We start from the raw sequence: 23251 nt of genomic DNA on the forward strand, positions 1-23251 counted from the left end.
GCCACTTTCGTATTGCGATCATGACGCACGGCTCGAGAATTGCGTCGGCTGCCGCGAACGACGGCTTTGAAGACAGAATGGGTCATCAACCTGCCAGTGGTGAATGACCGGGTCTGGGTCGGAACCTGCCTCAGCGGGGCACTGTCGGCTTTCGGTTAGCCAAGCCACCCTCAACCATACTCTTGCGCCACCAGACCTAAACCCTCTGACACCGGAGCCATAGATATCCCGACCCCCGCGTCACGCGCATATGACGTCCAGTCGGAAAGCGCTGCACGCACGTCGTCTACGATGGAAGCCGTGCGCTTCGGCGAAACCCCATGGACCTTTGCGAGCTTCTCGACATGCTCGCGGGTTATGGTGCGGCCTTCGCCCAACACAGCCATGTAGTGCTCGCCGCCGGGACCGTTCGAGAAGGTGAGGTCGAAGGCCGGCGCGAGCCGCCAGTTCCCTTGGTCGTCCATCAGGTAGGCGTGCTGGCGAACATGGTCGTCACGGTTTCGCGCAAGCACGTTGAAGACCATGCGCCGGAAGGCCTGCTCGACGTCTGCCATGCTATGGGTGATGGCCAAGGTCGCCTTCAGGAACCCGTCGTAGTCGACGCTGGGCATATGCGGCGACGCTTCAAGCGCTCCGCCGAGGCTGACCATGTGTAGCCGCTTGCCCGGTGCCGGTCGATCGAAGCGCCTTGTCGCGAAATGACCCGGACCGCTCGCCGCCGGGATCAATCGCGTCTCCGCCATATCGATGCCTGCGGCGCGGGCCATCCGGGCGTAGGCCTCTTCCAACGGCCCGATATCTGCAGGGTCATTGGTCGCTGCAAACTTGACGATCCATTCCTCACCCGCGTTCTTGCTTCCCGCTGCAGCGAGCTCGTCTCCGGCGGAAAGCTTGCCGTCCGCGTCGATCGCCACGTGAACTTTCGGCCGTGCTCCGCCTGAGCCGCCGCCTAGGCGTGCCAGCAGCGCTTCGAGCTCTGTCTCCTCGCCGAGCAGAACCTGGCGGGATTCATCAGCCAGAGCATCAAGGTCGATGGTAAATGAAGCTTCGAACCCAAGCGTTTCGGGCTGGAAGACGAGGGCACCTCGACCCCTTGTGCCCACGAGGGCGAGCCGGTCGACCGCATCAAGGTCTTCGAACCGGTGACCCATCCTTTGAAGGCGCCGCTTCAACAGCAGCATGCCCCAGGCGTCGGGCAGGCAGTCCGACAGGAAACCGTGGAGGCCCTCGAACATTCGGCTGCGGGCAGGGTGCAGGCCGGGCTCAGCTGGATAGTGAAGCGGAGATATCCGAAGGCGCGCAGCGATGACCTCTGCCGACCATTCGAGCTGAGCTAGGCCCCCATCCATCGCCAGCCTGCCGACAGAACGCGGCGGTGCAGTCTCGTCGGTCAGCAGTCCAACCGCCAAAGGCGTTCCCGGAGCCAGCTTCATGACCCAATTCCGCCTGAGCGCCCGCTGGCACGCTGGCGCTGCCGCTTGGCTGCCTGGCGCTGCTGTGCAAGCAGTTCATCCATGCTGGTCGCCGGAACGTGCGGAAACAGCGCGACGATGCCCTCATCGCAGCGCAGTGCAATGGCAGCGCGAACAAGGTCTTCGATGGACGCCCTGCCTTCGGTCTCCATCCGCCGCCATGTTCTATGGGCCACGCCTGCTTTGGCAGCTGCCGCTTGCTGGGTAAGATCGAGGGCCAGGCGGCGGGCCTTGATCCGCATACCGAGGTGCGTCAGCTGATCTTGTAGGGTGAATAGCATTGGCCATATATGGCCGATATGCTTCCTGTGGTCAAATTAATGGCCATATTTGGCCTACGAATCTCTCTTGCCGTGAGGCTGAAATCTCGGCCGCTTTTCCTAGCTGGACCTTGGTCTGCGCCTTTAGCGGAATTCCAAGCACCCACGCTGTCGGGGCAGAAGGGGAGGGGGATGCTCTGATGCGCATCAGCATCAGGAGCAGCGCATGACCGATCTCTTCACCCAGTTCAACACCCGCCTTGATCAGGCCATCGATGAAATCGCGCAGGAGCTTGCCAGTGGATCGCTGACCAAGATGTCGCTCTTCGACGCAATGAAGCGCCTCTACGGTGGAAGTTCGGCTGAAGGTCGCTGGGCACAGCGCGATGCTTATGACCTCCTCGAAGCAGGGATGACCTGCCATCTGCTAGGCTTATCCCGTCCGGTGCGCCTAGACGACATCACCGCCCTGAGCCTTCTGGTTGAGCAACTGCCAACCCATACGGTCAGGAGCGAAGACCAGATTCGGTTTCAACAGTTCTCCACGCCCGCCGATCTTGCGGCACTCGCGACTGTCCTTGCGCAGCCCCGGCCAGACGACATCGTGCTGGAGCCGAGTGCGGGACATGGTGCGCTCGTGGCCAGCCTGACGACAGTCAGACAGCTACACCTCAATGAGCTTGATCCCAAACGCCGTGAGAAACTCGCTCTGCTGTTCAAACATGCCAAGCTTACCGGGATCGACGGTGCGATGCTGGCTTCCGCGCTGGATCCTTCGCTGCGCCCCAGCCTGATTCTCATGAACCCCCCGTTCTCCCGTTCGGAGGGAAGGGGCGTCGATCAATTCGCTGCTGTCCGCCATCTGCGCGCCGCGCTCGGTCGATTGGCTCCTGGCGGCAGACTTGTCGCTATCATGCCGGACTGGTTCACCACCAGCGCTAGGCTCTCGAAAATCTATGACCAGACATTCGAGAACTGCACGGTGCAAACAGCTTGCCGCCTTGCCAGGTGCTACCACAAGCAGGGGACCAGCGTGCCGGTTCGCCTCTACGTGATCGACAAGGTTCCCGGAAACATCCGTCCTGCGATCCTCGCTAGATCGAATGTCGCCGAGATTGCCGCGGCGGTTGCAGTGGTGAAGCGGGCAGTCGGTCCTTTCGAGGCTTCACCAATTTACGCACGGCAGCAGACCAAGCCCGGCACGCTTTTCAAGGCGATGCGCACAAGTGCAAAGCCGCCTGCGGCTAAGCCGCGCGTAATCGAAGCGCCATCGATATCGCCGCTTGTTTTTCGCAGCCTGGCAACGCCGCGCCCTCTGGGCGAGCAGGCCGGTGTCTATCTGCCCTACCGCCCGAGCCGGATCGACATCGATGGTGCAAAGGCGCACCCGACCCCGCTGGTGGAAAGTGTGGCCATGGGCTCCATACCAGCGCCGGTGCCGGAGTATTGCCCCAGCCTGCAGGGCCGCATCCTCAAAGAAAGCCTGCTTTCGGAAGCGCAGCTCGAGACGGTGATCTATGCCGGCAATGCCTGGCAGCAGTATCTGCCGGGCCTGTTCGTCCCGGCTGACGAAGGTGTCGTCCTCACTCTGGCCGAAGACGGACACAGCTACCGCAAGGGCTACTTCCTCGGTGATGGCACTGGCGCGGGCAAAGGCCGACAGATTGCCGCCTGCATTCTAGACAATTGGCTAGCCGGACGCCGCAAGGCGATCTGGGTATCCAAGAACGAGAGCCTGCTCGAAGATGCGCGCCGGGATTGGAGCGCGATCGGCGGGATGACTGCCGACATTCAACCGCTCTCCAGCTGGAAAATCGATCAGCCAGTGCCGTTCCGCGAGGGGATCCTCTTCGTCACGTACCCGACGCTGCGCAGTCAGAGGCAGGATGCGACCCGTCTGAAGCAATTGCTGGACTGGGCCGGGGCGGATTTCGAAGGTGTCATCGCCTTTGATGAGAGCCACGAAATGGGCGGGGTGGCAGGAGGCGAGGGCGCCCGCGGGAGCAAATCAGGTTCCCAGCAGGGCATCGCCGGCGTCATGCTCCAGAACCATCTGCCCAAGGCCCGCGTGCTCTATGCCTCGGCGACCGGGGCCTCTGAAGTCAACAATCTCGCCTATGCGGTTCGGCTCGGCCTTTGGGGACCAGGAACGGCGTTTGCCAACCGCGAAGATTTCATCAGCCAGATCAGGGCAGGTGGCATCGCTGCGATGGAGCTGGTGTCGCGCGACCTTAAGGCCCTTGGGCTTTACCAGGCACGGGCGCTGAGCTTTGCCGGGGTCGAGTACGAAATCCTCAAGCACGACCTGACGGCCCAGCAGATCGCTGTCTACGACACCTATGCGGATGCTTGGGCGATTATTCACCAGAACATGGAGGAGGCGCTCGCGCTGACCGGTGTGGTCGACGAGATCGACGGCAGCACGCTGAACGGCGGCGCGAAGGCCGCAGCCCGCAGTCGCTTCGAAAGCACCAAGCAGCGCTTCTTCAACCAGCTGCTGCTTTCGATGAAGCTCCCGACTCTGATCAGCGCCATCAATAAGCACCTGGACCAGGATGACGTGGTCGTGGTTCAGCTGGTCTCGACCGCCGAAAGCATCCTCGACCGAAGGCTCGACAGCCTTTCACCCGAAGAGCGGGCCGAACTCGACCTTGATCTCAGCCCGCTTGATGCGGTCATCGAATACCTCGAGCGCGCTTTTCCCACCCAGCAGATGACGTTCTACACCGACGACACCGGTGCTACCCGTTCGACGCCGATGTTCGACGAGGACGGCCGCCCCGTGCACAACCAGGCTGCGATCGCCCGGCGCGCCGAGCTGATCGAGCATCTTTGCGCGATGCCGCCAATCAAGCCAGCCCTCGACGGGATCATCGAACACTACGGGACGGATAAGGTCGCAGAAGTCACCGGGCGCACAAAGCGCCTCATTTCTCAGGCCGATGGTAGCCAGCGCCTCGAGACCCGTTCCCCCCGAACGAACCAGTCGGAGACCGACCAGTTCATGGATGGCCGCAAACCCATTCTCGTCTTCAGCGATGCAGGCGGAACGGGGCGTTCCTACCATGCCAGCCTCGACGCAGCCTGCCAGAAGCGCCGGGTGCATTTCCTTCTAGAGCCGGGCTGGCGCGCTGACCGGGCCATCCAGGGCCTCGGCCGCACCCATCGCACCCATCAGGCGAACACCCCCCTATTCAGGCCGGTCACGACCAACTGCAAAGGTGAGCTGCGTTTTACCAGCACGATCGCGCGGCGTCTCGACAGCCTTGGCGCACTGACGCGTGGCCAGCGCCAGACCGGTGGTCAGAATCTGTTCGATCCAGCGGACAATCTCGAAAGCCCTTATGCCAAGGCCGCGCTCACCAGCTGGTTCGCCCTTCTGGCAGACGGGAAGCTCAAGAGCGTGACCTTGTCCGACTTCGAGCGCCGCAGTGGATTGACGATCGTCTCCCAGGATGGGGTGCTCGAAGAAGACCTTCCCCCTATCCAGCGGTGGCTCAATCGGATTCTTGCCCTGCCGATCGGTATGCAGAACGCAATCTTCGATGAATTTCTCGGGCTCGTTGAAGCCCGGGTTTCCGCAGCGCGTGAGGCCGGTTCTCTCGATGTGGGCGTCGAAACGATCCAGGTCGAAAGTGCCGACGTCATCGAAGATATTGTGCTGCGGACGGATGTACGGACCGGGGCGACCTCGCACCTCCTCCAGCTCGCGCTCAGGACGCGTACCCGGCCAATCACGCTGGAAAGGGTGAAGCAGCGCCTCGACCTGTCCGACGGGTGCGTGCTGATGCACAATACCAAGAGCGGCAGGGCGGCGCTGGCTGAGCCGTCCCGGCATTTCATGACCGATCGGGGCGAACTGATCCGCCGCGTCATTCTCCACCGACCGCTGCGCCGCGAATACCATCACCTTGATGATCTTGCCGAGTCTGCGTGGGCGGAATGTCCTCGGGAGACCTTCGAGCAACTCTGGTGTGCCGAAGTTGCTGAGCTGGCCGAGAAGCTGACAACCGAGAAGGTCTACCTCGCCACAGGACTGCTTCTACCGATATGGTCGAGCCTTCCGATCGAATATCTGGAGGTGCGGCGGATCGTCGATGAGGAGGGACGCAGCTGGCTCGGCCGCATCGTTCACGAGCTCGACGTCGCAAACCTTTTGCAGAAGTTCGACATTACCTCGAGTGTCGAACTCTCGGAGCAAGCGATCCTCAAGGCAATCGGCGAGCATCGGACGATCCCTATCAAGCAACCGTTCGAAGCCACCATCAAGTCCTCGCGGGTCGCCAACGAGCAGCGCTACGAGATCGTTGGCGCCCCTCTCGATCAGCTGCCTTGGTTGAAGAGCATCGGCTGTTTCACCGAGATCATTTCATTCCGCACACGGGTGTTCATTCCGACAACGGCAGCAAAGGACGTGCTGGCGGCGCTCCTGATGCGGTGATGGGACGCAGCGCCGAAGGCGCTCAACCCATGTCGAGTGCGACAAGTGCACAGGATCTTGGATGCATGAACCCGGCAAACAAGGGGAGGGGGAGGGGATCTGTGCCCCGGTGATGGCCGGGAGCAGATCAGGAGTGACCGAGATGCTGATTCCCTTTTCCAAGCTCTATCTGAGCGATGCGAACGTGCGCAAAACACGCAACGACCAAGAAGATGCGCAGCTTTCTGCGGACATCGAGGCCCGCGGGCTCTTGCAGAACCTGCTGGTGACCAAGAGCAAGAAGCGCGGCCAGTATGCGGTGATCGCCGGTGGCCGCCGCTTGCGCGCCATTGGCATGATCATCGATCGCGGTGCTTGGGCTGCGGATGCCGAAGTCGAATGCAAGCTGCTCGAGGGTAGCGAAGATACCGCAGGCGAAGCTTCGCTCGCCGAGAACTTCCAGCGGGTGGGCATGTCTCCGGCTGAAGAATGCCGCGCCTTCCAGCACTTCATCAAGGAAGGCAGCGATATCGCGGCCGTGGCCAAGCGTTTCGGACTCACCCAGCGGTTCGTCGAAGGCCGGCTGCGCCTTGCCAATCTGGCAGTGCCGATCTTCGAGGCACTCGCCGCCGGCGACATCACCCTCGAAATCGCCAAGGCCTATGCTGCGACCGACCAGCACGAAGTGCAGATGCGCGTCTTCGAGCAGATGCGCCATGCCTACAACCCCAGCGCCGATGCCATTCGCCGCATGGTCGCCACCGGCTCGATGCGCGGTAATGACCCTATCGCGCTTCTGATCGGCGAAGATGCCTATGTGGCTGCCGGCGGCAAGGTCGAGCGGGATCTGTTCAGCGATGCGGGCGAGGATCGCTGGATCGATATCGAGATCGCGCACCGGCTCGCCTCCGAAAAGATGGAAGCGGAAGCCGAGCGCCTGACCTCGGAGACCGGTCTCGCCTGGATCAGCCCGGTGGCCGCCAGCAATTCCTGGCAGGCGCGCAGCGAGATGGGCGTCTCCGCTGTCCGGCTCCCGCCCGTGCCCGTATGGGAAACGGCGCGCGCCCGCATCGACGAGATCGATGCCCGCATCGATGAGATTAACGCGATCTTCGATGAAGGTGAAGAGCAAGAGGACGTCGATTTCGGAAAACTCGAGGCCGAATACGAGGCTCTTGATGCCGAACGCAGCGACCTCAGCAATCCGGTTCGCGAGCTGCCCGAAGAATGGCGCGGTGAAGTCGGCCGCTTCCTCGTGCTTACCACCCGCGGCGAGATGGTTCTCGAGGCCGATTACTACAGCGAGAAGCGGCTTTCGTTCGAGACCGATGACCAAGGCAATGTGACCGCGACGGCAGAAGAGCAGGCACCGACCTCAGGGAGCCGCGCAAGCGGTGCTCCCGCACGGCCTGAGGCGATCGCACCCGGAAGCGAGAAGCCGATCAGCGCGAGGCTGTTCGACGAACTCGCCGTTCAGCGCCGCAATATCCTGTCGGCCTGCTTGCTCGGCGATCCGGGGCTTGCCCTCGATTTCGCCATCTTCGCGCTTGCAGACAATTGCAGCTATGAGGGGAAGGGCACCTCGATCAAGGCGGGACGGCCGAGCGATCCTGCGACCGGCGAGGTTCCGCAATCAGCGGCCGAGGGCATTCTCGCCGAGGCCGAGGATGGTCTCGACAAGGCATGGCAGGAGCAGGGCAGTGTTGCGGCCCGTTTCATCGCCTTCCGCGACCTCGAAGATGACGCCAAGGCGGCCTGGCTTGCCTATGCGGTGGCGCTCTCGCTCGAGGCCAAGAAGGGCTATGGATCCGAGTATCATCCGGTTCATGCCGTGCTTGGGTCGATGCTCGATGTCGACGTTGCGGCTCTGTGGCGGCCGACTGCCGAGAATTTCTTCGACCGGGTGAGCAAGACTTCCTGCCTCGCCGCGCTGACCGAGGTTGGCGGAAGTGACCTCGCTGCGCGCTATGCGGCGTCCAAGAAGGCGGACCTCGCCAAGACGTGCGAGACGATCTTCGCCGGTAAGGCGATCATCGAGCAGGAGGTCAAGGAAGCCGCCCTTGCCTGGCTGCCCGAGGCCATGAAGTTCAGTGCGGCCATGCCGGAGGGCGCACAAAGCGCTGATCCTGATGCCTCCGAAGACGGCAAGGCCGACATCGACGCGATCGAGGGGGTGGTCGCACTGCCGGATGCCGAAGAGGAACCCGAAGGCGCCGCCACAGACACGGCAGTGGCTGCCTGAACGCCTCACCCTCCTCCTGATGTCCTGGCCCGGTCGCTCACTCGAGTGGCCGGGCCTTCTTCTTCCACGAAGGGAAATGCCGATGCGCCGCGGACCAAAGCGCGATGTCGCGCAGGAAATTACCAATCTCATCATTGCACGGATCGAGGCCGGCACAATGCCCTGGCGGCGGCCCTGGAAAAAGACCCGGGCAGGGGGCGCGCCCTTGCGTGCAGGCGGACTGCCCTACACCGGGATCAATCGCCTCTATCTCTGGGCTGTCGCCGACTGCTTCGGCTACGCCTCGCGCTACTGGATGACCTATCGTCAGGCTCAGGAACTGGGCGGGCAAGTGCGCAAGGGTGAGACGGCCGAGCCGAGCATCTATTTCAACAGCACGAGCAAGACCGACGTAGATCAGGCGACTGGCGAGGAGACGTCGAAAACCATCCGGTTCATGCGATCCTACAGCGTTTTCAATGCCTCGCAGATCGAAGGCCTGCCGCCGCATTTCTATCCCAGCCCGGTCCCCGAAGCACCGCCGCAACCCTCCGTGAAGGCAGCGGCCATCCAGGCCTTCTTTGCTCCGATACCTGCTGATATCCGCCATGGCGGTGACCGTGCATTCTTCTCTCCGGGCGGAGACTATATCCAGCTTCCAGAACGCGGCGCCTTCCGCACCGAGGACGGATATGTCGCCACCAAAGCGCACGCACTCGGCCATTGGAGCGGGCACCCCTCGCGGCTCGCGCGCACATTCGGCAAGCGGTTCGGCGACAAGGCCTACGCCTTCGAGGAACTGGTCGCGGAGCAGGTCAGTGCCCGGATCTGCTATGAGCTGGGCCTCCCCGCAGACCTCCATGAAAGCCACGCCAGCTACATCGCCCATTGGCTCGATATCCTGAAATCCGACAAGACCGCGATCATCACGGCTGCCGCCAAGGCCGATCAGGCTTTCAACCTGCTTGCAGCCTATTCGGGCTATGAGAGTGAACCTGCGGAGGAAGCCCATGAAGAGGCGCCAGTTCCGGCTTACGCTTGAGCCAACCGCAGACGACGCGGTGCGGCTTGCGCAGCTGAGCCGCTATGCCAGCGACCTTGCGAGCGGAGGTTCTGCGGACATTGGCGCAGCGCTCGGCGGCCATGTTGGGGCGCTGTTCCCCGGGCGGAACCGTCATGCGGTCCTGGAGAGCCTCCTCGGCAAAGGAGAACCCGGTTGGTCACTGGTGTCCGATCCGGGGCAGGGCGGCTCCTTGGTCATCCAGACAACCGAGGCTGGCGCTGCGGTCTCGGCAATTGCGAGAATCCTCGAACAGGTCGCTCCCGGGGCTCTCTTACGGCCGATGATCTATGAGCCACTGTCCCTGAGAAGCTCAGGGAAACATCACCGCAGTCTGCATTGAGGGGAGGGGGAGGAGGCCATTGCACTTGCAATGGAAAGGAAGCCGCATGTCCTGCGACATCGATTATCGTTACCGCCGCGCGCTCGAGCCCGATGGGCTGACGACGTTCGAGACCGCGCTGCGAGCATTGAACGAGGCCGTCGATGATGTGCGCCTCGCAGGCCGGCAGGTCGCCACCTGTCCCGCGGTTCTGCTCCTCACTCGCCACCTTCAGCGCATTGCCGACGGAAGGCCGACAACCTGCGAGGCCGACGACCAGATCTTGCGGGCACAGTGCATCGAGCGCCTCGGCGAGCTCAAGCACCGACCTGCGATCATTGCGCTGGTCAAGCGCGGGATCGACTATCGTCCTGAAGAACTGCGACACTACCGGCGCGAGGGTACGCGCGCGCTGCGCCAGATCGCAGCCGGGATCGGGCTCGATCATTCCGCCTACCGCATCAGCTACTACACCTCGCAGGAGGCCCTCGCCGGTGAGCATGTGCTCGAAGCAGACGGTGTCTACATCCGCATCAGCCCCGAGCGGTTCGGCGAACCGGGTCTCGCCTGGCGGAACCCGTTCTGGAAGCCCCCCGGCGCGGTCATGCGCAAGGCTCCGATCACCGCGCTTGCCGACATTCCGGCACTCACAGCGCGGATCGCCCGCGAACTGCAAATCGCACCTCCGGCTCAGCCGGGGCTCATCTGAAGGACACGCACATGGGCTGGCTCTACATGCACCGCACAGGGATGGGAGGGCATGAAACGCCCAAAGCCTATCTCGACGATCAGCTGACCTACGAACGGGAGGCCTGCGAAGATGCTCCGTTCCGGGGGTGCCGGGTCCTCAAGAGCGTTTTCACCGGCAGCACCTACTATGCAGCCGTCGAGCGCTACGGTGAAGATCGCGAGAGGCTCTACGTGACGGCGGTTATCTGCCTGGTCCGCTGGAACCCGAAGGCGGCCGATGGCCTGATCTTCGGGTACAAGGACATGGATGAGCAATCCGGCCCCGTCGAGGCGAATTGCCCGCGAAGCATCCTGGAACTGCTCACCTCATCCTCGCACCCCTATGCCCTGGACTGGCGGAACCGGTGTTACGCCATGCTGCGTCTCAAGGAGCGAAAGGTCGCTGACGGCGACATCCTGCGGCTTCCCGAACCGCTGCGCTTTACCGACGGCAGCGAACACCGCGAGTTCCGGGTCAGCAAGCGCGGGAACAAGATCGAGCTGCGGACACCCGATGGCTTCGGGGCCTATCGTATCTCCCGGCTTATGGAGCGGCGCTTCGAGATCATTCGTCCCGCCCGAAGGATCAAGACCTTCTTCCCGATAGCCCAGTAGCGAGGGCCTCTTCCATGACTTCTGCCAGCCTCGATCCGCGCCGCCGTGTGCTTTGCGGGCGGGCCAATGCCGAGCGCGTCGCCATCCGGATGAGCGCGAAAACCGGGAAGAGCCACGCTGTGGTCAGAACCGGCAACACGCTCCAGCCCTTCTGTGCCATGCCGACGGGAGAAAACCCACCCGGTGCGATCGAACTGCAAGTTGTCGTCCTGTGACGAACTCGGCGCCAGCCCTATGGCAGCTTGAAAGCCGCGCAGAATGACGCTATGTCACGTCAGAATTCATGGAGCTTTGCAATGGCGATTCAGAACTATGCGGACAATGGCGCGTTTGCTCCGCGCAAAATCGTCGATGCGCTGCGCACCACCAGCGACGAACTGGCGCGCTCGCTGGGTCTCGGCAAGGACGCGATCCAGCGCAAGGACCGGATTGCCTCCGATCGTACCCAGCGCCGCCTTCGGCAGATGGTCGAAGTGCTCAACAAGGTCGAACCGCGGTTCGGTTCAGCCTTGCTGGCCTATGCCTGGTACCGCTCTGAGCCGCTGCCGGGCTTTTCGGGCCAGACTGCAATGCAGCTTGTGCAGAACAACCGGGCCGATGACGTTCTGACCTATATCGACGCCGTCGACGCTGGCATTCACGCCTAGCCTCATGCACTTCACCGGGCTGCTCTACCGCGCCCACAATCCGGTCTGGTCCCGCGAACCCCTCTCAGGGGAGGGGGCGGCCCGGTTTGGCGGACGGTTCAATCGCATCGGGCGCAGCGCGCTCTATACTTCCCTCGCCCCAGAGACCGCGCTGCGCGAGGCCAATCAGGTTGGCACCCTCCAGCCCACCACGCTCGTCGCTTATCAGGCCGATATCGGACCGTTGCTCGATGGCCGCGATGCGGCTGCATTGCGGCCTTTCGGTATCGCACCGGCTGAGCTCGCCGACCCGGCGTGGCGCGATTGGATGCTCTCAGGCAAACCGGTCCCGACGCAAGATCTGGCGGAGGCCGCGATCGCGCAAGGCTATGTGGGCATTGTCGTGCCGAGCTACGCCCGCGGCGCTCCCGCCGACGCTCTCAACCTTGTCCTGTGGCACTGGGAAGGGCGCATCACGCTCGTAGATGACGCCGACCGGCTTGGCCTGCGCAATCCCTGATTCTGCCGGTGAGGCCGGCAAGCTGATGCCTGCCTAGTCCTCGATCCGGCCGCCAAGCGACGGATCGAGATACCACGAGGGTCCCTCGACGAAGTCGGCCGAGCGTGCCGGAACGGGCCCGTCGGGCTCGCTTGCGACATAGGGATTGACCTGCGGTGCAGGCCTCTCGCCGGAGCGAAGGAGCTTCCCCGACATTTCGCAGCGAGGGCGCAGGAGATCGAGCAGCCATTCGAGATCATCCAGCATCTGGACAATGCCGCGCCCCGCCAGCGTGTAGTAGAGACACCGCTGATAATCATCGCACTGGCACGAAAGCACCTGCGTCAACTTGTTCTTGGCACCGGGTGTGCCCAGGAAAACCCCCTGCAGCGCTTCGTAGAGTTCGCGCGCCGAATAATAGGCATCGAACGCTTCTATCCCGATAGAGGCATTGCTGAGCGAGCGCCGCGTAGGCGTCACCAGCGGGTCTACCGATGCATCGCGCAGCGTCAGATCGAGGTCGAATTGGCCGAGATCGAATACCTTGTTCATAAGACAAAATTCCTCTATGTGACGAACATAGAGTGAACAAAAGGGGCGGTCAAGAGCGTCAGACCATGTGGTTGGTGGCCAAGGACACCACAGGTAGCACCGGGCGCGTCGCCATTGGCGACGGTCTGCGGGCAGCCTTGGTCCGCTGGTACACGGGCCATGGCAACGAGGCCGATCACCGGGCCTGCGTCTCCCTCGTCGTGACAGCGCGCGAGAATCACAAATGGCTCGCCTGCGATTGTCTGGGCGAGGTCACCGCGCCGCCGCTGCTGAGCCCGGCCTACCTGAGCTTTCAGGAAACCTATTACCTGCGGCGGCTGACTTCGAGGCCGATGCATGCGCCGGCGTGTCCATTTTTCCTGCCCCAGGCACCGCCGCGCATCCGCGAGACAGCAAGGGATTCGCTCTACGCGCTCGATGTTCCAGATGGCCTGTTCAACGCGCACCAGAAGGCGCCGGAGAAACTCGCCCAGAAACCGGACCACAGTGAGCCAGACGACCGGTCGCGTGGTGTTGCAATCCCGCGCCTCGGCAAACTGCTGTGGCTGCTGCTCGAGCGGGCGGGTTCCAACGTGCTGCGCGAACTTCCGCCAGCAGGGCCACGGGAGGGCTCGATCAGCCAGGAGATGCGTTTCCTGCGCCGGGCTGCGCAAGGTCTCGAGATTGCGCCCGGGGTTCCGCTCTCGGCCCATCTCTACACGAACGCCATCGATTACGAAAAGCGGCGGGTTCACGCCCGGCTGCGCTCTGCGGCCGAGAGATGGCCTCATGAATTCGCGCCCCAGGCGTTTCTTCTGCTCGAGGCCAATGCGGTCACTTCCACCGAGATCGTCACCGGTCTCGGCACGATCTCGGTCCGAAACCGCATCCAGCACACCGGGATCATCCGCGCCGAAGTTGAGCCGCCGTTCCTTGTGCTCGCCGTCGTCGGCGAGCACAGCAGGAAGGAGGGCTATGTCGCGCTGCGCGCCTACGCTCAGCCTGTCTTGAGCGGCAACCAGTTCGTGCCGACAGAGCGAGACCACGACCGAGACGTTCTGCGGGCGCTCCAAGACGCGCAGTATATCCTGCGACGCCGGGACATCCGGATGGCGGTGAAGAAGATCCTCTTCGATCTGCCATTTGCGGACGTCTCCGTAAGGCCGGATTTCCTGATCGCCCTTCTCGACGACAACACCGGGCAGGAGTGCCGCTTTGCGCTGCAAATCCTCCAGTCGTCCGACGAGGATTATCTCGCCCTCAGGGCAATCGAGCGGACTCGTCTTTCGCAGCTTGGACCGGTGGCGGCCCTCGCTCTTGGAGACGTCACGCCCGAGATCGTTGCCCGGACCGCTCTCGGGATCCTGAGCTGAAGAAGAGGGGGAGGGTCTGAGCGAACCTGCAACAGGAGAGTTCGCTCATGCCATGTTTTGCCCCATCACCGCGCCCCTCCACTTCCATCTGGGGCGCAGTCCAGCAGGCCGATCAGCTGGCCCCCGGCATATGGTCAGTTATGACCGCCAGCCACGGCGGTATCATTCTGTCCGATCAGAGACAGGCCGCCATGCCAGCGGCGCTGCAAATCGAAAGCGGGGCTTACGAAGAAGATTGCGATTGGGGGCTTCCGATCCTCGCCTTCACCAGCGAGCTTGAAGGGCAGGGCTTCTGCTCTGCGGGCTTCCTGCAGCTTGCCCGCGATACTACCCGATGTTGGCACCCGGACCGCTTCAGCGCCTTCACCGGCGAGGCCGTAGAGGAGAATTCCTCTGCGATCCTGCGGACGCGCAAGGCCTATATGGCCGCGATCGGCGAATTCTGCGTGACCAGCGCCTGGGGCGATTGGGCCGAGTGGGTGCCGGAAGGCAAAGTCGGCGTGATTGCCCGACAAGTCGAGCGCGTCGATCACCTTGGCCGGCCAACCTATGGCGAGGCCGAAGTCTGCGCGCTCATCGCCAAGGACCTCTACGCCGCTCGCGGCGAGGTTACGGCGCTGCGTGATACGGCGCACGAGATCATCCCGACGCCTGACGCCCTGCGACCCAAGCGCGTTGGCTGAAGAGCAGGCCGAGGCGGCCGCGTTCCGGCCAGGCATCAATCCGCCGTTCTGAAGGGAAGGGGGAGGGGAGGGGCGAAACAGTGCGATGAAGGACCCCTTGTCATGAATCCGACAGTTATTCGACCCAGCGTCAGCCCGAAGACGATCACCAAAGTCACGCGCCTCTTCAATGGCACCATCGGCGATATCCTCGGCGAGCTCCTCCAGAACAGTCGCCGCGCGGGCGCTTCCCGGATCGATATCGCCTGCTGCGCGGATCAGGACGCAGCGCGCCTGACCCTTGTCGATGATGGAACCGGAGTCGCCCATCCGCAGACCATGATTGCGCTGGGGGATTCGGGCTGGAGCCAGCACATCCATGAGGCCGAAGACCCGGCAGGCATGGGTGTCTTCAGCCTGGCGGGCAAGGAAACCCGGATCAGCTCGCGTCATACCGATGCCGACATCGGATGGTCGGTCCATGTCCCAGCGGATGGCTGGACCGGCGCGCAGGACATTGCCGTGCAGCCCCTTGCTCGCCCCGTCGGGACGACCATCACCTTCCTGATGCCCGGAGTGAGCGAGCAGACCACCGAGCGGATTCTGCGCGAGGTCGCGAAGTTCTACCCGCTGCCGGTGTTCTTCAATGGCACGGAAATGCCGCGCGAGGACTTCCTCGCCAAGGCAATCTACATCGCCGAGTGGAACGGCAGCCAGATCGGCGTGTTCGAAGGGCGCGAATACCACCAGGACCCCACGACGAATTTCCATGGGATGGTGCTCACCCGCAAGCTTGCCAGCGTCTCGGAGAGCCTTGGCGGCAAAACATACCATGCCCGGCTCGATATCGGGGCCACCCCGGGCCTTGCCCTTGTGCTCCCGGCGCGCAAGGAATTCGTCGAGAACGCCGCATTTGCGGCGCTGCAGGCAGCGTGCAAGCGCACGATCTATGCCGCGCTGGCGCACAGAGGCCAGCACCGGCTTTCCTTCGAGAACTGGAAGGAAGCGCGCGATCTGGGGGTTGCCCTGCCCGAGGCCGACCCCTGTCTGCCCCGCTGGCATGCTGCCATCGCGGAGAGCGACAACGTCAATGTCGAGTATGAGGAGGTCGCAGCAGGTGCGGACACGATCCTTGTCGCGGATCTTGAGCCCGATATTGCCCAGGGACTGGAGCGCGCGCTGCGCGACCACCCCTTGCGCCCGCACCTCGTCGAGAACCATCCCGCATACGCTGGCTATGGCTGGTATGACGCGCTGCATCAGCTCGGCAACGTGCGCTTCTATGTTGAAGCGGGGGAGCAGGGCCACGTTATCGCCGAAAACGGCAGCTTCCCCCCGCTCGATGACCATGTTCGTGCCGAGACGATCGAGCTGCGGTTCTGTGTCTTCCACCGCGCCAGCGAAACGCAGCGCGAGGAACGGATCTCGGCAGATGTCGCCTTCGTCGTCGGCGAGGATGGCTGGTACAGCGGCATCGACCAGATCCGCATTGCCTATGTTCCGGGTCCGGCGCTGACTCCTGAAACGCTGGTCGATCTGATCGAGAACGTCTGTTTCTGCGCGAACGACGACAGCGAGGCCGACTCCTGGGACACCCAGCACGAGCACTTCTTGCGCGATGCGCGCGAGCTTGCGGCCCGGGTGCTGCTCGGCGAGGACGAGGCCATTGCGGCGCGTATCCGCGACACGCTCGCCGGCATCCTGTGGGTCATTCCCAAGGACCGGCAGGTTGCCATTACCGTCGCCCCCGGGACCGCGATCAATGTTCAGCTGTCCGCTTGTCAGCCTGCCGGCTGAGGCTCGCGATGCCGTCCGGTTGCCCGCTGATCGCCCCTTTGATCGGGAGGAGACCTCCAATGCATGACACATCCGACCTCTCTTGCGCTCGGCAGCGCACCGAGCGGATCGCGCTGCTCAATGATGCCGCACGCCAAGGCCGTGACCGAACGGCCCGCATCGTCATGACCTCCGGGCTGCTTGCAGAACTCGGCGGCGACACCGTGGCAGACAGCATGATGGCCCAGGCTCGGTTGATGGCCGCTCTGCGCCATTGCACCTTCGCCCCGGACTCACCCGAGCGAGACTTTGCAAGCATGGATGTCGATGGCATCAAGGTGCTGATGAAAGTCGATTATTACGACACCGAACTGGCGTTCGGGTCAGAGGATCCGGCCAATCCAGCGATGACACGGCGCGTCGTCACGCTGATGCGGCCAGCGGACTACTGATCATTGTGAGGGACAGGCATATCGGTGCGTCACCCGGCAGCCCTCCAAAACCTGATGGGGAGGTAAAAAGCGCTTGAGCAGACACAAAGTACCGCTTCGTGACGGGATTGCGGCGGCAAGCGCCTTTGTCGGGTGGGACCGCCCGTTGCAGACCTATTTTGCGCAGGTTCTGAGCGCCCCTGACGAAGACGGAGAGGAGATCGAAATCGTGTGGGTCGGCACTGCCTTCGGCGAGCTGCCCCGCGCCGTTGACGCAATCCGCGTGCTGGAGCCCTACTGCCAGATCGAGGCAAGTCTTGCCGCACAGCTCGAGATCGACAGGATGGCATGCCTCGCCACCCGCGATGGACCCAATCAGCTCGAAGCCAAGGCCTTCATGGTGCGCCTCAGCCAAATCAAGGACGGGTCCGAGCCCGAAGCTTAGGTCGGTACGGACCGCGCATTGCTCGAAGCAGGGCCGATTCATCTCCAGAACCATGCATCGAGGCTCCTCAGCCCTCTGGGCTGGACAGGATTACGCGCGCCTGCGGTGGCTGGCGCACGGGCCGGGCCAAGGGCCCGGAGGAGAGGGGGGATGGGAGAAGGTGTTCCGGACAAGGGGTTCGGACAGCATCAGGAGAATTTGACATGAACATCGGCACCCTCAAGGCCAACGCAGAAGGCGTTCACATCGGCCGCATCACCACCCTGACCTTCAGCGCAACGGTTGCTCTGCGGGCCTTCGAATCCAGCAACGAGCGCGCACCCAAGTTCGACCTCATGGCGCTCTCGGCGGATCGCCGCAGCTGGGTCAAGATCGGCGCGCTGTGGGAATACTCGTCGAACGAGACCGGTGAATGCTTCCTGTCGGGCCAAATCGACGACCCCAGCCTCTCGGCGCCGATCCCGGTCGCCATGTTCCAGCAGAACGATGGCAGCTTCAATGTCGCCTGGCGCCGTTCGAAGCCCAAGGCCTCGCTCGACGGCTTCGGCAGCGAGAGCGAAGGCGCCCTGCCGCCGCTCACCGCCACCGGCGACGAACCGGCCAGCGACCGCAGCGTTGACAGCGCCGCTGCCACCGGCGACGGTCTGGGCGAGAGCACCGCTCCCGCACCCAAGGGCAAGACGCGCGCGAGCGTCGACGCCTGACCGGGACAAGCCCCCCCGTGACCGGTGCCGCGACCCGCGCCGGTCACATCGGGAAGGCCCGTCCGCGCATTTGTCGCGGGCGGGCCTTTTCTTTTGCCCGCTGCTGTCGGGCTCCACAGAACTGCTGAAGGAGCTCGGCCAACGAGAGGGAAGGGGGAGGTGCCGTTCGAGCAAAGGAGGCTTGAATGGCACAGACGAACTGGACTCTCGATCTTGGCGGGGCTCCGTGGAACGAAGACTGCGCGCAGATCGGCCACACCCCGAACTTCGACCTCGTGAATACCGCAGAAGCCATGCTCTACAGGGCTGCGCTGATCGCGGTGGCTGGGCCTCCGCCTCCGGGCGTGACCCTGCGTATCAAGGCTAACGCTCATGATTTCGGAACCTACCGGACGGTCGAGGCGAGCATCGACAATGAGCAGGACGATGGCAGCCATGCCAGCTATCTCGAGGCCCTCGAGACCGGCATCGCCTTCTGGCATCAGGCCGGGTTTGCACCGCCTGAATTCGGCAAGCTGACGGTCAGCGATCAGCTGGCGGGTTTCGTCTTGGATGCCGTCGCAAGCGCGCTGCGGATCACACGGCCGAGCAGCACCGGCGCATTCTTTCCGGCGTCCTCCGGGCCGCTCCACCGCAACCTCACCGCAGCCTTTCCGGAAGCGGCGCAGCGCGCCTTTTCTGAAGGGGGCCTGCCATGCTGACCGACAGCGAGCGCTTCGCCTTCAGCGCCTGGCGGATCCATGCGTTCGCTTCGACGGGCAATGCCTACGACGCCGTGCAGACCGACGAGACTATCGCTGCTGGCGATACTCTGCTCATTCTCGATGAAGGGATTGTCGGCGTCGCGATGACCTGGCCCTTTGCCATCACCGCAGAACCGGGCAAGCTTCACGCGGTCTGTGCGCCGGGCGCTGGCGAAACCCTTGGGCACATTGAAAGGGCGCTCGATGTTCCAGACGGGTCAATCGCTCGAGCCTGCCGCCTCGCACGGACTCTGGACTTTGCGATTGATGCGGGCCTCGTCCCCTTGTTGCCGGAGCTGCCGGTAACAGAGGTGGACAGCTAGCGCAGCTGGGGTCGCCACAGAAATCTTGCTATTTTGGCAATAATTGCTATTTTAAGGCCAAGAGGAGATACCACCATGCCAGCGGCGGCGAATGAGCACCCCAGGGTTCCCCTGACCCGGTTTCACAACAACACCGGCGAGTTCCTCGACCTTGCGACCAAGCAGCCGGTCGTCCTCACCAGCCATGGCCGCGAGCGGCATGTGATCGCAGATAGCGAATATTTCCGCCATCTTGAACAGGCGGCGCGCGGCGTGATCGCGGGCCACATGAATATTGAAGCTGTCGCTTCGTCCGACATGACCGAAGCCGACCGCAAGGCTTTTGCCAATGCTCGGCCTTCGGACAGCGAACTCGCCAATGACCGCTGGGAAGACTGACCGCCCCGCCGCAGGCCATATCCTCCGTTACGTCTATCTCTTCGAGGAAGAGCAGAGACGAGGCCGCGACGAAGGCGTCAAGGAACGCTTCGTCGTCGTCGTGGGTGTGGACGGCTCGCGCTATCTGGTCGCCGCGATCACGACCAAGGGCGAGGGGCGCAAGAACGCCATCCCCATCCCCGATGAGATCGCACGCACAGCCGGGCTCGTTCCGGGTAGCGCGATTGTCGTTTCGGAATTCAACCGGTTCACCTGGCCCGGGTTCGACATCAGACCCCTGATGAAGCAGCCCGGGTACATTGCCGGACGACTCCCACCGCGGTTCACAGCAAAGATCATCGATGCCATCGGAGCCTGGGGCGCCGCTGCCGTCGATCGCGATTGATTTCCGGAACGCCGAGGCAGCCTGCTCCTTGGAGCCTTGTCTGATTGTGCATCAACGTCAGGCCAGTGACGCCGGCGTTGTGGATTGGCGCCGGAGGTGGCCGAGGTCGGGTATTCCGGATCAGTGCCGCAAAGGGACCTCTCGCTCACCGGGATCGGCAAGGGCGGGCGAATTATCCCGTGATCATCATCGTCAATAACAAGCCGGTACGCGGCGAAGTTGATGTCCAGGCGTGCGATAAGCTCCTGTGCCAACAGCACGTCTGCCGACCAGTGCCCATGCCTCTCTGGTCGAGCTTAGGGCCAACCTGCAGAAATGCGAGCCGTGTTGCCCGGCAAGCCGGGCTGCCCGCACCACCTCGATTTCCGAGGTTCCCCGGGCGCTGAAGCGCGCGGTGTCCCAGCTCTCCCGCTGAGGCCCGACAAGGGCACCGGCGGACGAGCCGTCGGCACCAAGGAGGCTCTTGCAATGAACATCGTCAACCTCGTCGGCCGTCTCGCCAAAGATCCCGTTGCCCGCGACCGCAGCGACACCCGCATCACCGAACTGATCCTCGTGACCGAACGTCCGGTTATCCGCGACGGCAAGATCCAGAAGGATCCGGAAACCGGCTACCCGGTCAAGGATGCCGAATTCCACAAGATCACCGTCTTCAACGGCCTCGGGCTCCCGCTGCGCCAGCACAAGGCCAAGGGTGACCAGCTCGCCGTGACGGGCCGCATCCACTACTCGCGCTGGCAGGACGCCGAAGGCAACGACCGCTATGGCTGCGAGATCATCGCCGAGAACGTCGAGTTTATCTGACCGGCAGGGCGACGCGCAGGCGTCGCCCGAGCCCTTTCAGGGGGGCGACAGCTGGACACCGGTGGCGTCCAGCTTGGTTCCCCGGTGACCGCAGCTGCAGCGCAAGTGCCGCGCGACGATCTCCAGCTTCATCGGGATGGATTTGGCAAAGCATCGGTCTCGCAGTTTGGCCGCCGGAACGATCACAACGCGGCGGCATGCGAGACATTCAACCTGTGCGTTGAGGCCATGGCGAACCAGATCGGCCACCGTATCGAGACGCTTGCTGCCCATAGCCACGGCAGAACATCATAAGAACATTAGTTGTCAAGCGTGCTGCGGGGTTGCGCAATCGGCCTGATCAGAAAGACCCGCAAACCGAATAACAAGACACTTTGCGCCGAAGCAAAAAAGCGCAATAATCCCGCACATTGCAGCTGAGGAGTATGACATCATGGCACTCTTTAGGGTAAATCTCGACGAACAGCTCGAGGAGCATCTGGATAACGCAGCCCAGTACCAGCGGCACGATCGATCCGAAATCGTCCGACAAGCGCTGACCGAGTATTTCAGTTCAGCTCAGAACCACGTCCACGACGACGAAGCCATCTGGGACGAATGGCGCGACTTCTCCCGAACCGTGCTCGACGCACAACAAAAGGCGATCATAGCCGCCATCCGAACCCTTCCCGATGAGGCATGGGCCTCGCGGAGCGAAACGCTCGATCGCCTAACCAAGGCCATCGAAGACGTCGAATGGGACCAGGGCATTGAGCCGATCTATGAAATCTTGAGAGAAAAGGTGATCGAAAAATCGCTCGCCTTCGCCACTAACCCCGAGATCGAACCCACCAACCGAAGCTACCCGTTCGCGCCCATCATCCGCTTCGACATTGGCTTTGCAACCGATGACCTCTACTCGGTCCGGCTGCCGCTGATCCAGGCATTCTTCCAATACTACTGGGAAGCAGGCGAAGCGGCTTTCGATGAAATACCAGCCATCTGGGAAGCTGCCAAAGCGCGCATAGATGCTGGCGAAAGGCGCCCCTCAAATGAGGAAGCTGCAGCGGCGCGACGGACCTCTGGCTAGGAAATGGTGCTCTGGCAAGCGGAGTGGTTGATGTATCATCTTCCGTACGCGCGCCTTGCATGAGGCTACCGTCATGCAAGCGGCCTTGCTTCAAACTTGGTTGCCCCCTCGCAGGATAAACAGTGGGTGGCGTCTCCCGACCTCTGGCCGGGATCGCGCTCTATTCCGCCCCGTGCGCTGCGGCCCCGTCTTCACGAAGGCTTCGCGCACCCAAGGCTTCACCGAGCCCCTGAAAGGTCTCGGTCCTTCAGGTGACGATCGCTGACGCATTTGGCCGCTGGCCACGCTTGCGCGCTGCCGCCTGATGAGCGGCGCTCTCAAGCGGCTCGGGCTGCGCCGGGGCATTGCGTTTCTGATGGCCCGCCGGCTCTCGGTTCCGCCGCTCGCGGCCGAGTTGCCGCGCGCGATTTCACGTTTCAAACTTCTTCGTTTATCAGACCTTTGAAAGGAGATGAGATATGGCCAACGTCAGTGGGTCGGAGCGCAAACGGCGCAAGAAAACGCGCGAAGAGAATTCCGTTTGCGCACGCTGCAGCATAACGCTTAGCGACGGATGTGCGGACACTCATCATGATTTTGAGCGTGGCGATAAGCGATACACGGATGAAGCTCATCGACATGCTGTGTGCAAGCCGTGCCATCGAGGCATTCATCAAGTCTTTCCGCAACAAGCCGTCCCTCTTTCCGAGGTGTTGGCCAAGGAGGCATCAGGTGAGATCAAGATTGCCAGAATCTGCTGTGCGAACTGTGCATAGACACCGCCGCCGCAGCCATCTCGGCTATTGTCGTTTCCGCGGCAAACTGCACGAAGCTGCCGGTCTGCTTCAAGTACGGCTCCTGCTCGTCACTTAATGTGGCCCGCCACTGGTATGGACCCTATCGGTCCTCCTGATCCAGACGGACCGCCTTTTCGATGAAGCCCTGTGGCTCTCTCACGAAATGCGCTGCGTCTGATTGCAGAACCGTCCTGACGACAGCTTCCCTGCTTGGCTGAATGATCGCACCCTCCGGCGTTGCAAAGACGCAGTCGAGTTGCCGCGCGACGTCGCAGACCCCGCCGACCAAAGGCAAAGAGAGATCTGCCGCGTCGAAGCGGACCTGGATTTCTTCGATGAATTCGTCATCGAAGCTCACCTGAATGTCGTCCGCAGGTTCGTCACCCCACACCCGGAGACCGGTGTACGATCGCGGCTTCTCGGGCAGCAGCATGTCGAGTTTTGCGAACAGCGCATCCGCCTTTGCGATGGGCAGTGCCAGAACAACTTCCTCGAGCTGCCCGCGGCTCATCCGTGCTGCGTGGACCCCTGCGATACGCGCCGCAGAGGCAGGGATGAGGTTGATGACGAACTGCCAGACGGCCATGGCCCGAACATAGCGTCAATGCGGGCTCCGACAATGGGCTC

At 62.8% G+C, this 23251-nt stretch carries 26 protein-coding genes; 21 read left to right on the top strand and 5 right to left on the bottom strand.

From position 1 onward, the window contains the following. Positions 1 to 170 precede the first annotated feature (170 nt). Together AC2TC0_RS14100 and AC2TC0_RS14105 are read right to left on the bottom strand one after the other, a co-directional pair. Positions 171 to 1433 carry a type II toxin-antitoxin system HipA family toxin gene (locus AC2TC0_RS14100; RefSeq protein ID WP_217373634.1) on the bottom strand — a complete coding sequence of 421 codons (1263 nt, stop codon included), beginning with the start codon at positions 1431 to 1433 and terminating at the stop codon, positions 171 to 173. Further along, positions 1430 to 1753: a helix-turn-helix domain-containing protein gene (locus AC2TC0_RS14105; RefSeq protein ID WP_217373633.1), complete on the bottom strand. Its 324-nt coding sequence runs from the start codon at positions 1751 to 1753 to the stop codon at positions 1430 to 1432. The genes AC2TC0_RS14100 and AC2TC0_RS14105 overlap by 4 nt, the downstream gene beginning before the upstream one ends. 205 nt (positions 1754 to 1958) lie before the next feature. Here AC2TC0_RS14105 and AC2TC0_RS14110 point away from each other — a divergent pair, with 205 nt between their 5' ends. The 8 genes from AC2TC0_RS14110 (at position 1959) to AC2TC0_RS14145 (ending at position 12245) form a co-directional block, all read left to right on the top strand. Next, the gene (locus AC2TC0_RS14110) at positions 1959 to 6173 is read left to right on the top strand and encodes a strawberry notch-like NTP hydrolase domain-containing protein (RefSeq protein ID WP_484718155.1); all 4215 of its coding nucleotides are present in this window, start codon (positions 1959 to 1961) and stop codon (positions 6171 to 6173) included. A 142-nt stretch (positions 6174 to 6315) separates the two neighbouring features. Continuing rightward, a complete protein-coding gene (locus AC2TC0_RS14115; protein WP_484718172.1) occupies positions 6316 to 8394 on the top strand; it encodes a ParB/RepB/Spo0J family partition protein in 2079 nt (692 codons plus the stop codon). Positions 8395 to 8470: 76 nt separating this feature from the next. Continuing rightward, complete coding sequence (locus AC2TC0_RS14120) at positions 8471 to 9415, top strand: ArdC family protein (protein ID WP_484718156.1); 945 nt, start codon at positions 8471 to 8473, stop codon at positions 9413 to 9415. A 407-nt stretch (positions 9416 to 9822) separates the two neighbouring features. Further along, the gene (locus AC2TC0_RS14125) at positions 9823 to 10464 is read left to right on the top strand and encodes a hypothetical protein (RefSeq protein ID WP_022675521.1); all 642 of its coding nucleotides are present in this window, start codon (positions 9823 to 9825) and stop codon (positions 10462 to 10464) included. 11 nt (positions 10465 to 10475) lie between these two features. Further along, positions 10476 to 11099 (top strand): DUF6927 domain-containing protein, encoded by a 624-nt coding sequence (locus AC2TC0_RS14130; protein WP_484718157.1) that lies wholly within the window; start codon positions 10476 to 10478, stop codon positions 11097 to 11099. A gap of 14 nt (positions 11100 to 11113) precedes the next feature. Beyond that, positions 11114 to 11314 carry a hypothetical protein gene (locus tag AC2TC0_RS14135; RefSeq protein ID WP_484718158.1) on the top strand — a complete coding sequence of 67 codons (201 nt, stop codon included), beginning with the start codon at positions 11114 to 11116 and terminating at the stop codon, positions 11312 to 11314. A gap of 81 nt (positions 11315 to 11395) precedes the next feature. Then, positions 11396 to 11746, top strand: coding sequence for an antitoxin Xre/MbcA/ParS toxin-binding domain-containing protein (locus tag AC2TC0_RS14140; RefSeq protein ID WP_022675518.1), 351 nt, complete (start codon positions 11396 to 11398; stop codon positions 11744 to 11746). Positions 11747 to 11750: 4 nt separating this feature from the next. Further along, positions 11751 to 12245: an RES family NAD+ phosphorylase gene (locus AC2TC0_RS14145; protein WP_484718159.1), complete on the top strand. Its 495-nt coding sequence runs from the start codon at positions 11751 to 11753 to the stop codon at positions 12243 to 12245. A 33-nt stretch (positions 12246 to 12278) separates the two neighbouring features. Here the strand turns inward: AC2TC0_RS14145 and AC2TC0_RS14150 are convergent, their stop codons facing one another. Then, entirely contained in the window at positions 12279 to 12776 is a 498-nt protein-coding gene (locus AC2TC0_RS14150; RefSeq protein ID WP_371422083.1) for a hypothetical protein, read from the bottom strand. A 65-nt stretch (positions 12777 to 12841) separates the two neighbouring features. Between AC2TC0_RS14150 and AC2TC0_RS14155 the strand changes: the two genes are divergently transcribed. The 11 genes from AC2TC0_RS14155 (at position 12842) to AC2TC0_RS14205 (ending at position 20779) form a co-directional block, all read left to right on the top strand. After that, a complete protein-coding gene (locus AC2TC0_RS14155; RefSeq protein WP_484718160.1) occupies positions 12842 to 14128 on the top strand; it encodes a hypothetical protein in 1287 nt (428 codons plus the stop codon). 47 nt (positions 14129 to 14175) lie between these two features. Further along, the gene (locus tag AC2TC0_RS14160) at positions 14176 to 14811 is read left to right on the top strand and encodes a DUF7007 domain-containing protein (protein ID WP_484718161.1); all 636 of its coding nucleotides are present in this window, start codon (positions 14176 to 14178) and stop codon (positions 14809 to 14811) included. Positions 14812 to 14913: 102 nt separating this feature from the next. After that, a complete protein-coding gene (locus AC2TC0_RS14165) occupies positions 14914 to 16587 on the top strand; it encodes an ATP-binding protein (protein WP_484718162.1) in 1674 nt (557 codons plus the stop codon). Positions 16588 to 16646: 59 nt separating this feature from the next. Next, positions 16647 to 17018: a DUF3768 domain-containing protein gene (locus AC2TC0_RS14170; protein WP_484718163.1), complete on the top strand. Its 372-nt coding sequence runs from the start codon at positions 16647 to 16649 to the stop codon at positions 17016 to 17018. A gap of 73 nt (positions 17019 to 17091) precedes the next feature. Beyond that, complete coding sequence (locus AC2TC0_RS14175) at positions 17092 to 17442, top strand: hypothetical protein (RefSeq protein ID WP_484718164.1); 351 nt, start codon at positions 17092 to 17094, stop codon at positions 17440 to 17442. A 203-nt stretch (positions 17443 to 17645) separates the two neighbouring features. Further along, positions 17646 to 18146 (top strand): DUF736 domain-containing protein, encoded by a 501-nt coding sequence (locus tag AC2TC0_RS14180; RefSeq protein ID WP_427468462.1) that lies wholly within the window; start codon positions 17646 to 17648, stop codon positions 18144 to 18146. A gap of 185 nt (positions 18147 to 18331) precedes the next feature. Next, positions 18332 to 18847: a hypothetical protein gene (locus AC2TC0_RS14185; protein WP_484718165.1), complete on the top strand. Its 516-nt coding sequence runs from the start codon at positions 18332 to 18334 to the stop codon at positions 18845 to 18847. Then, positions 18841 to 19212 (top strand): hypothetical protein, encoded by a 372-nt coding sequence (locus AC2TC0_RS14190; protein ID WP_419713701.1) that lies wholly within the window; start codon positions 18841 to 18843, stop codon positions 19210 to 19212. The genes AC2TC0_RS14185 and AC2TC0_RS14190 overlap by 7 nt, the downstream gene beginning before the upstream one ends. A gap of 75 nt (positions 19213 to 19287) precedes the next feature. Then, positions 19288 to 19590, top strand: a complete 303-nt coding sequence (locus AC2TC0_RS14195) for a type II toxin-antitoxin system Phd/YefM family antitoxin (protein WP_484718166.1) — start codon at positions 19288 to 19290, stop codon at positions 19588 to 19590. Further along, positions 19571 to 19975: a hypothetical protein gene (locus AC2TC0_RS14200; RefSeq protein WP_022675506.1), complete on the top strand. Its 405-nt coding sequence runs from the start codon at positions 19571 to 19573 to the stop codon at positions 19973 to 19975. The genes AC2TC0_RS14195 and AC2TC0_RS14200 overlap by 20 nt, the downstream gene beginning before the upstream one ends. Positions 19976 to 20443: 468 nt before the next feature. Next, positions 20444 to 20779 carry a single-stranded DNA-binding protein gene (locus AC2TC0_RS14205; protein ID WP_484718167.1) on the top strand — a complete coding sequence of 112 codons (336 nt, stop codon included), beginning with the start codon at positions 20444 to 20446 and terminating at the stop codon, positions 20777 to 20779. 36 nt (positions 20780 to 20815) lie between these two features. Here AC2TC0_RS14205 and AC2TC0_RS14210 read toward each other — a convergent pair whose 3' ends face one another. Beyond that, positions 20816 to 21052, bottom strand: a complete 237-nt coding sequence (locus tag AC2TC0_RS14210) for a hypothetical protein (protein ID WP_058456877.1) — start codon at positions 21050 to 21052, stop codon at positions 20816 to 20818. Positions 21053 to 21212: 160 nt separating this feature from the next. On the opposite strand from AC2TC0_RS14210, the gene AC2TC0_RS14215 reads away from it, so the two are divergent. Next, positions 21213 to 21848, top strand: coding sequence for a hypothetical protein (locus AC2TC0_RS14215; protein ID WP_058456878.1), 636 nt, complete (start codon positions 21213 to 21215; stop codon positions 21846 to 21848). A 304-nt stretch (positions 21849 to 22152) separates the two neighbouring features. After that, positions 22153 to 22293: a hypothetical protein gene (locus tag AC2TC0_RS14220; RefSeq protein WP_156416645.1), complete on the top strand. Its 141-nt coding sequence runs from the start codon at positions 22153 to 22155 to the stop codon at positions 22291 to 22293. Positions 22294 to 22724: 431 nt separating this feature from the next. On the opposite strand, the gene AC2TC0_RS14225 is transcribed toward AC2TC0_RS14220, so the two are convergent. Then, positions 22725 to 23210 carry a hypothetical protein gene (locus tag AC2TC0_RS14225; RefSeq protein WP_058456879.1) on the bottom strand — a complete coding sequence of 162 codons (486 nt, stop codon included), beginning with the start codon at positions 23208 to 23210 and terminating at the stop codon, positions 22725 to 22727. Positions 23211 to 23251 lie beyond the last annotated feature (41 nt).

This window comes from Sphingopyxis sp. sgz302558 (assembly GCF_057220455.1).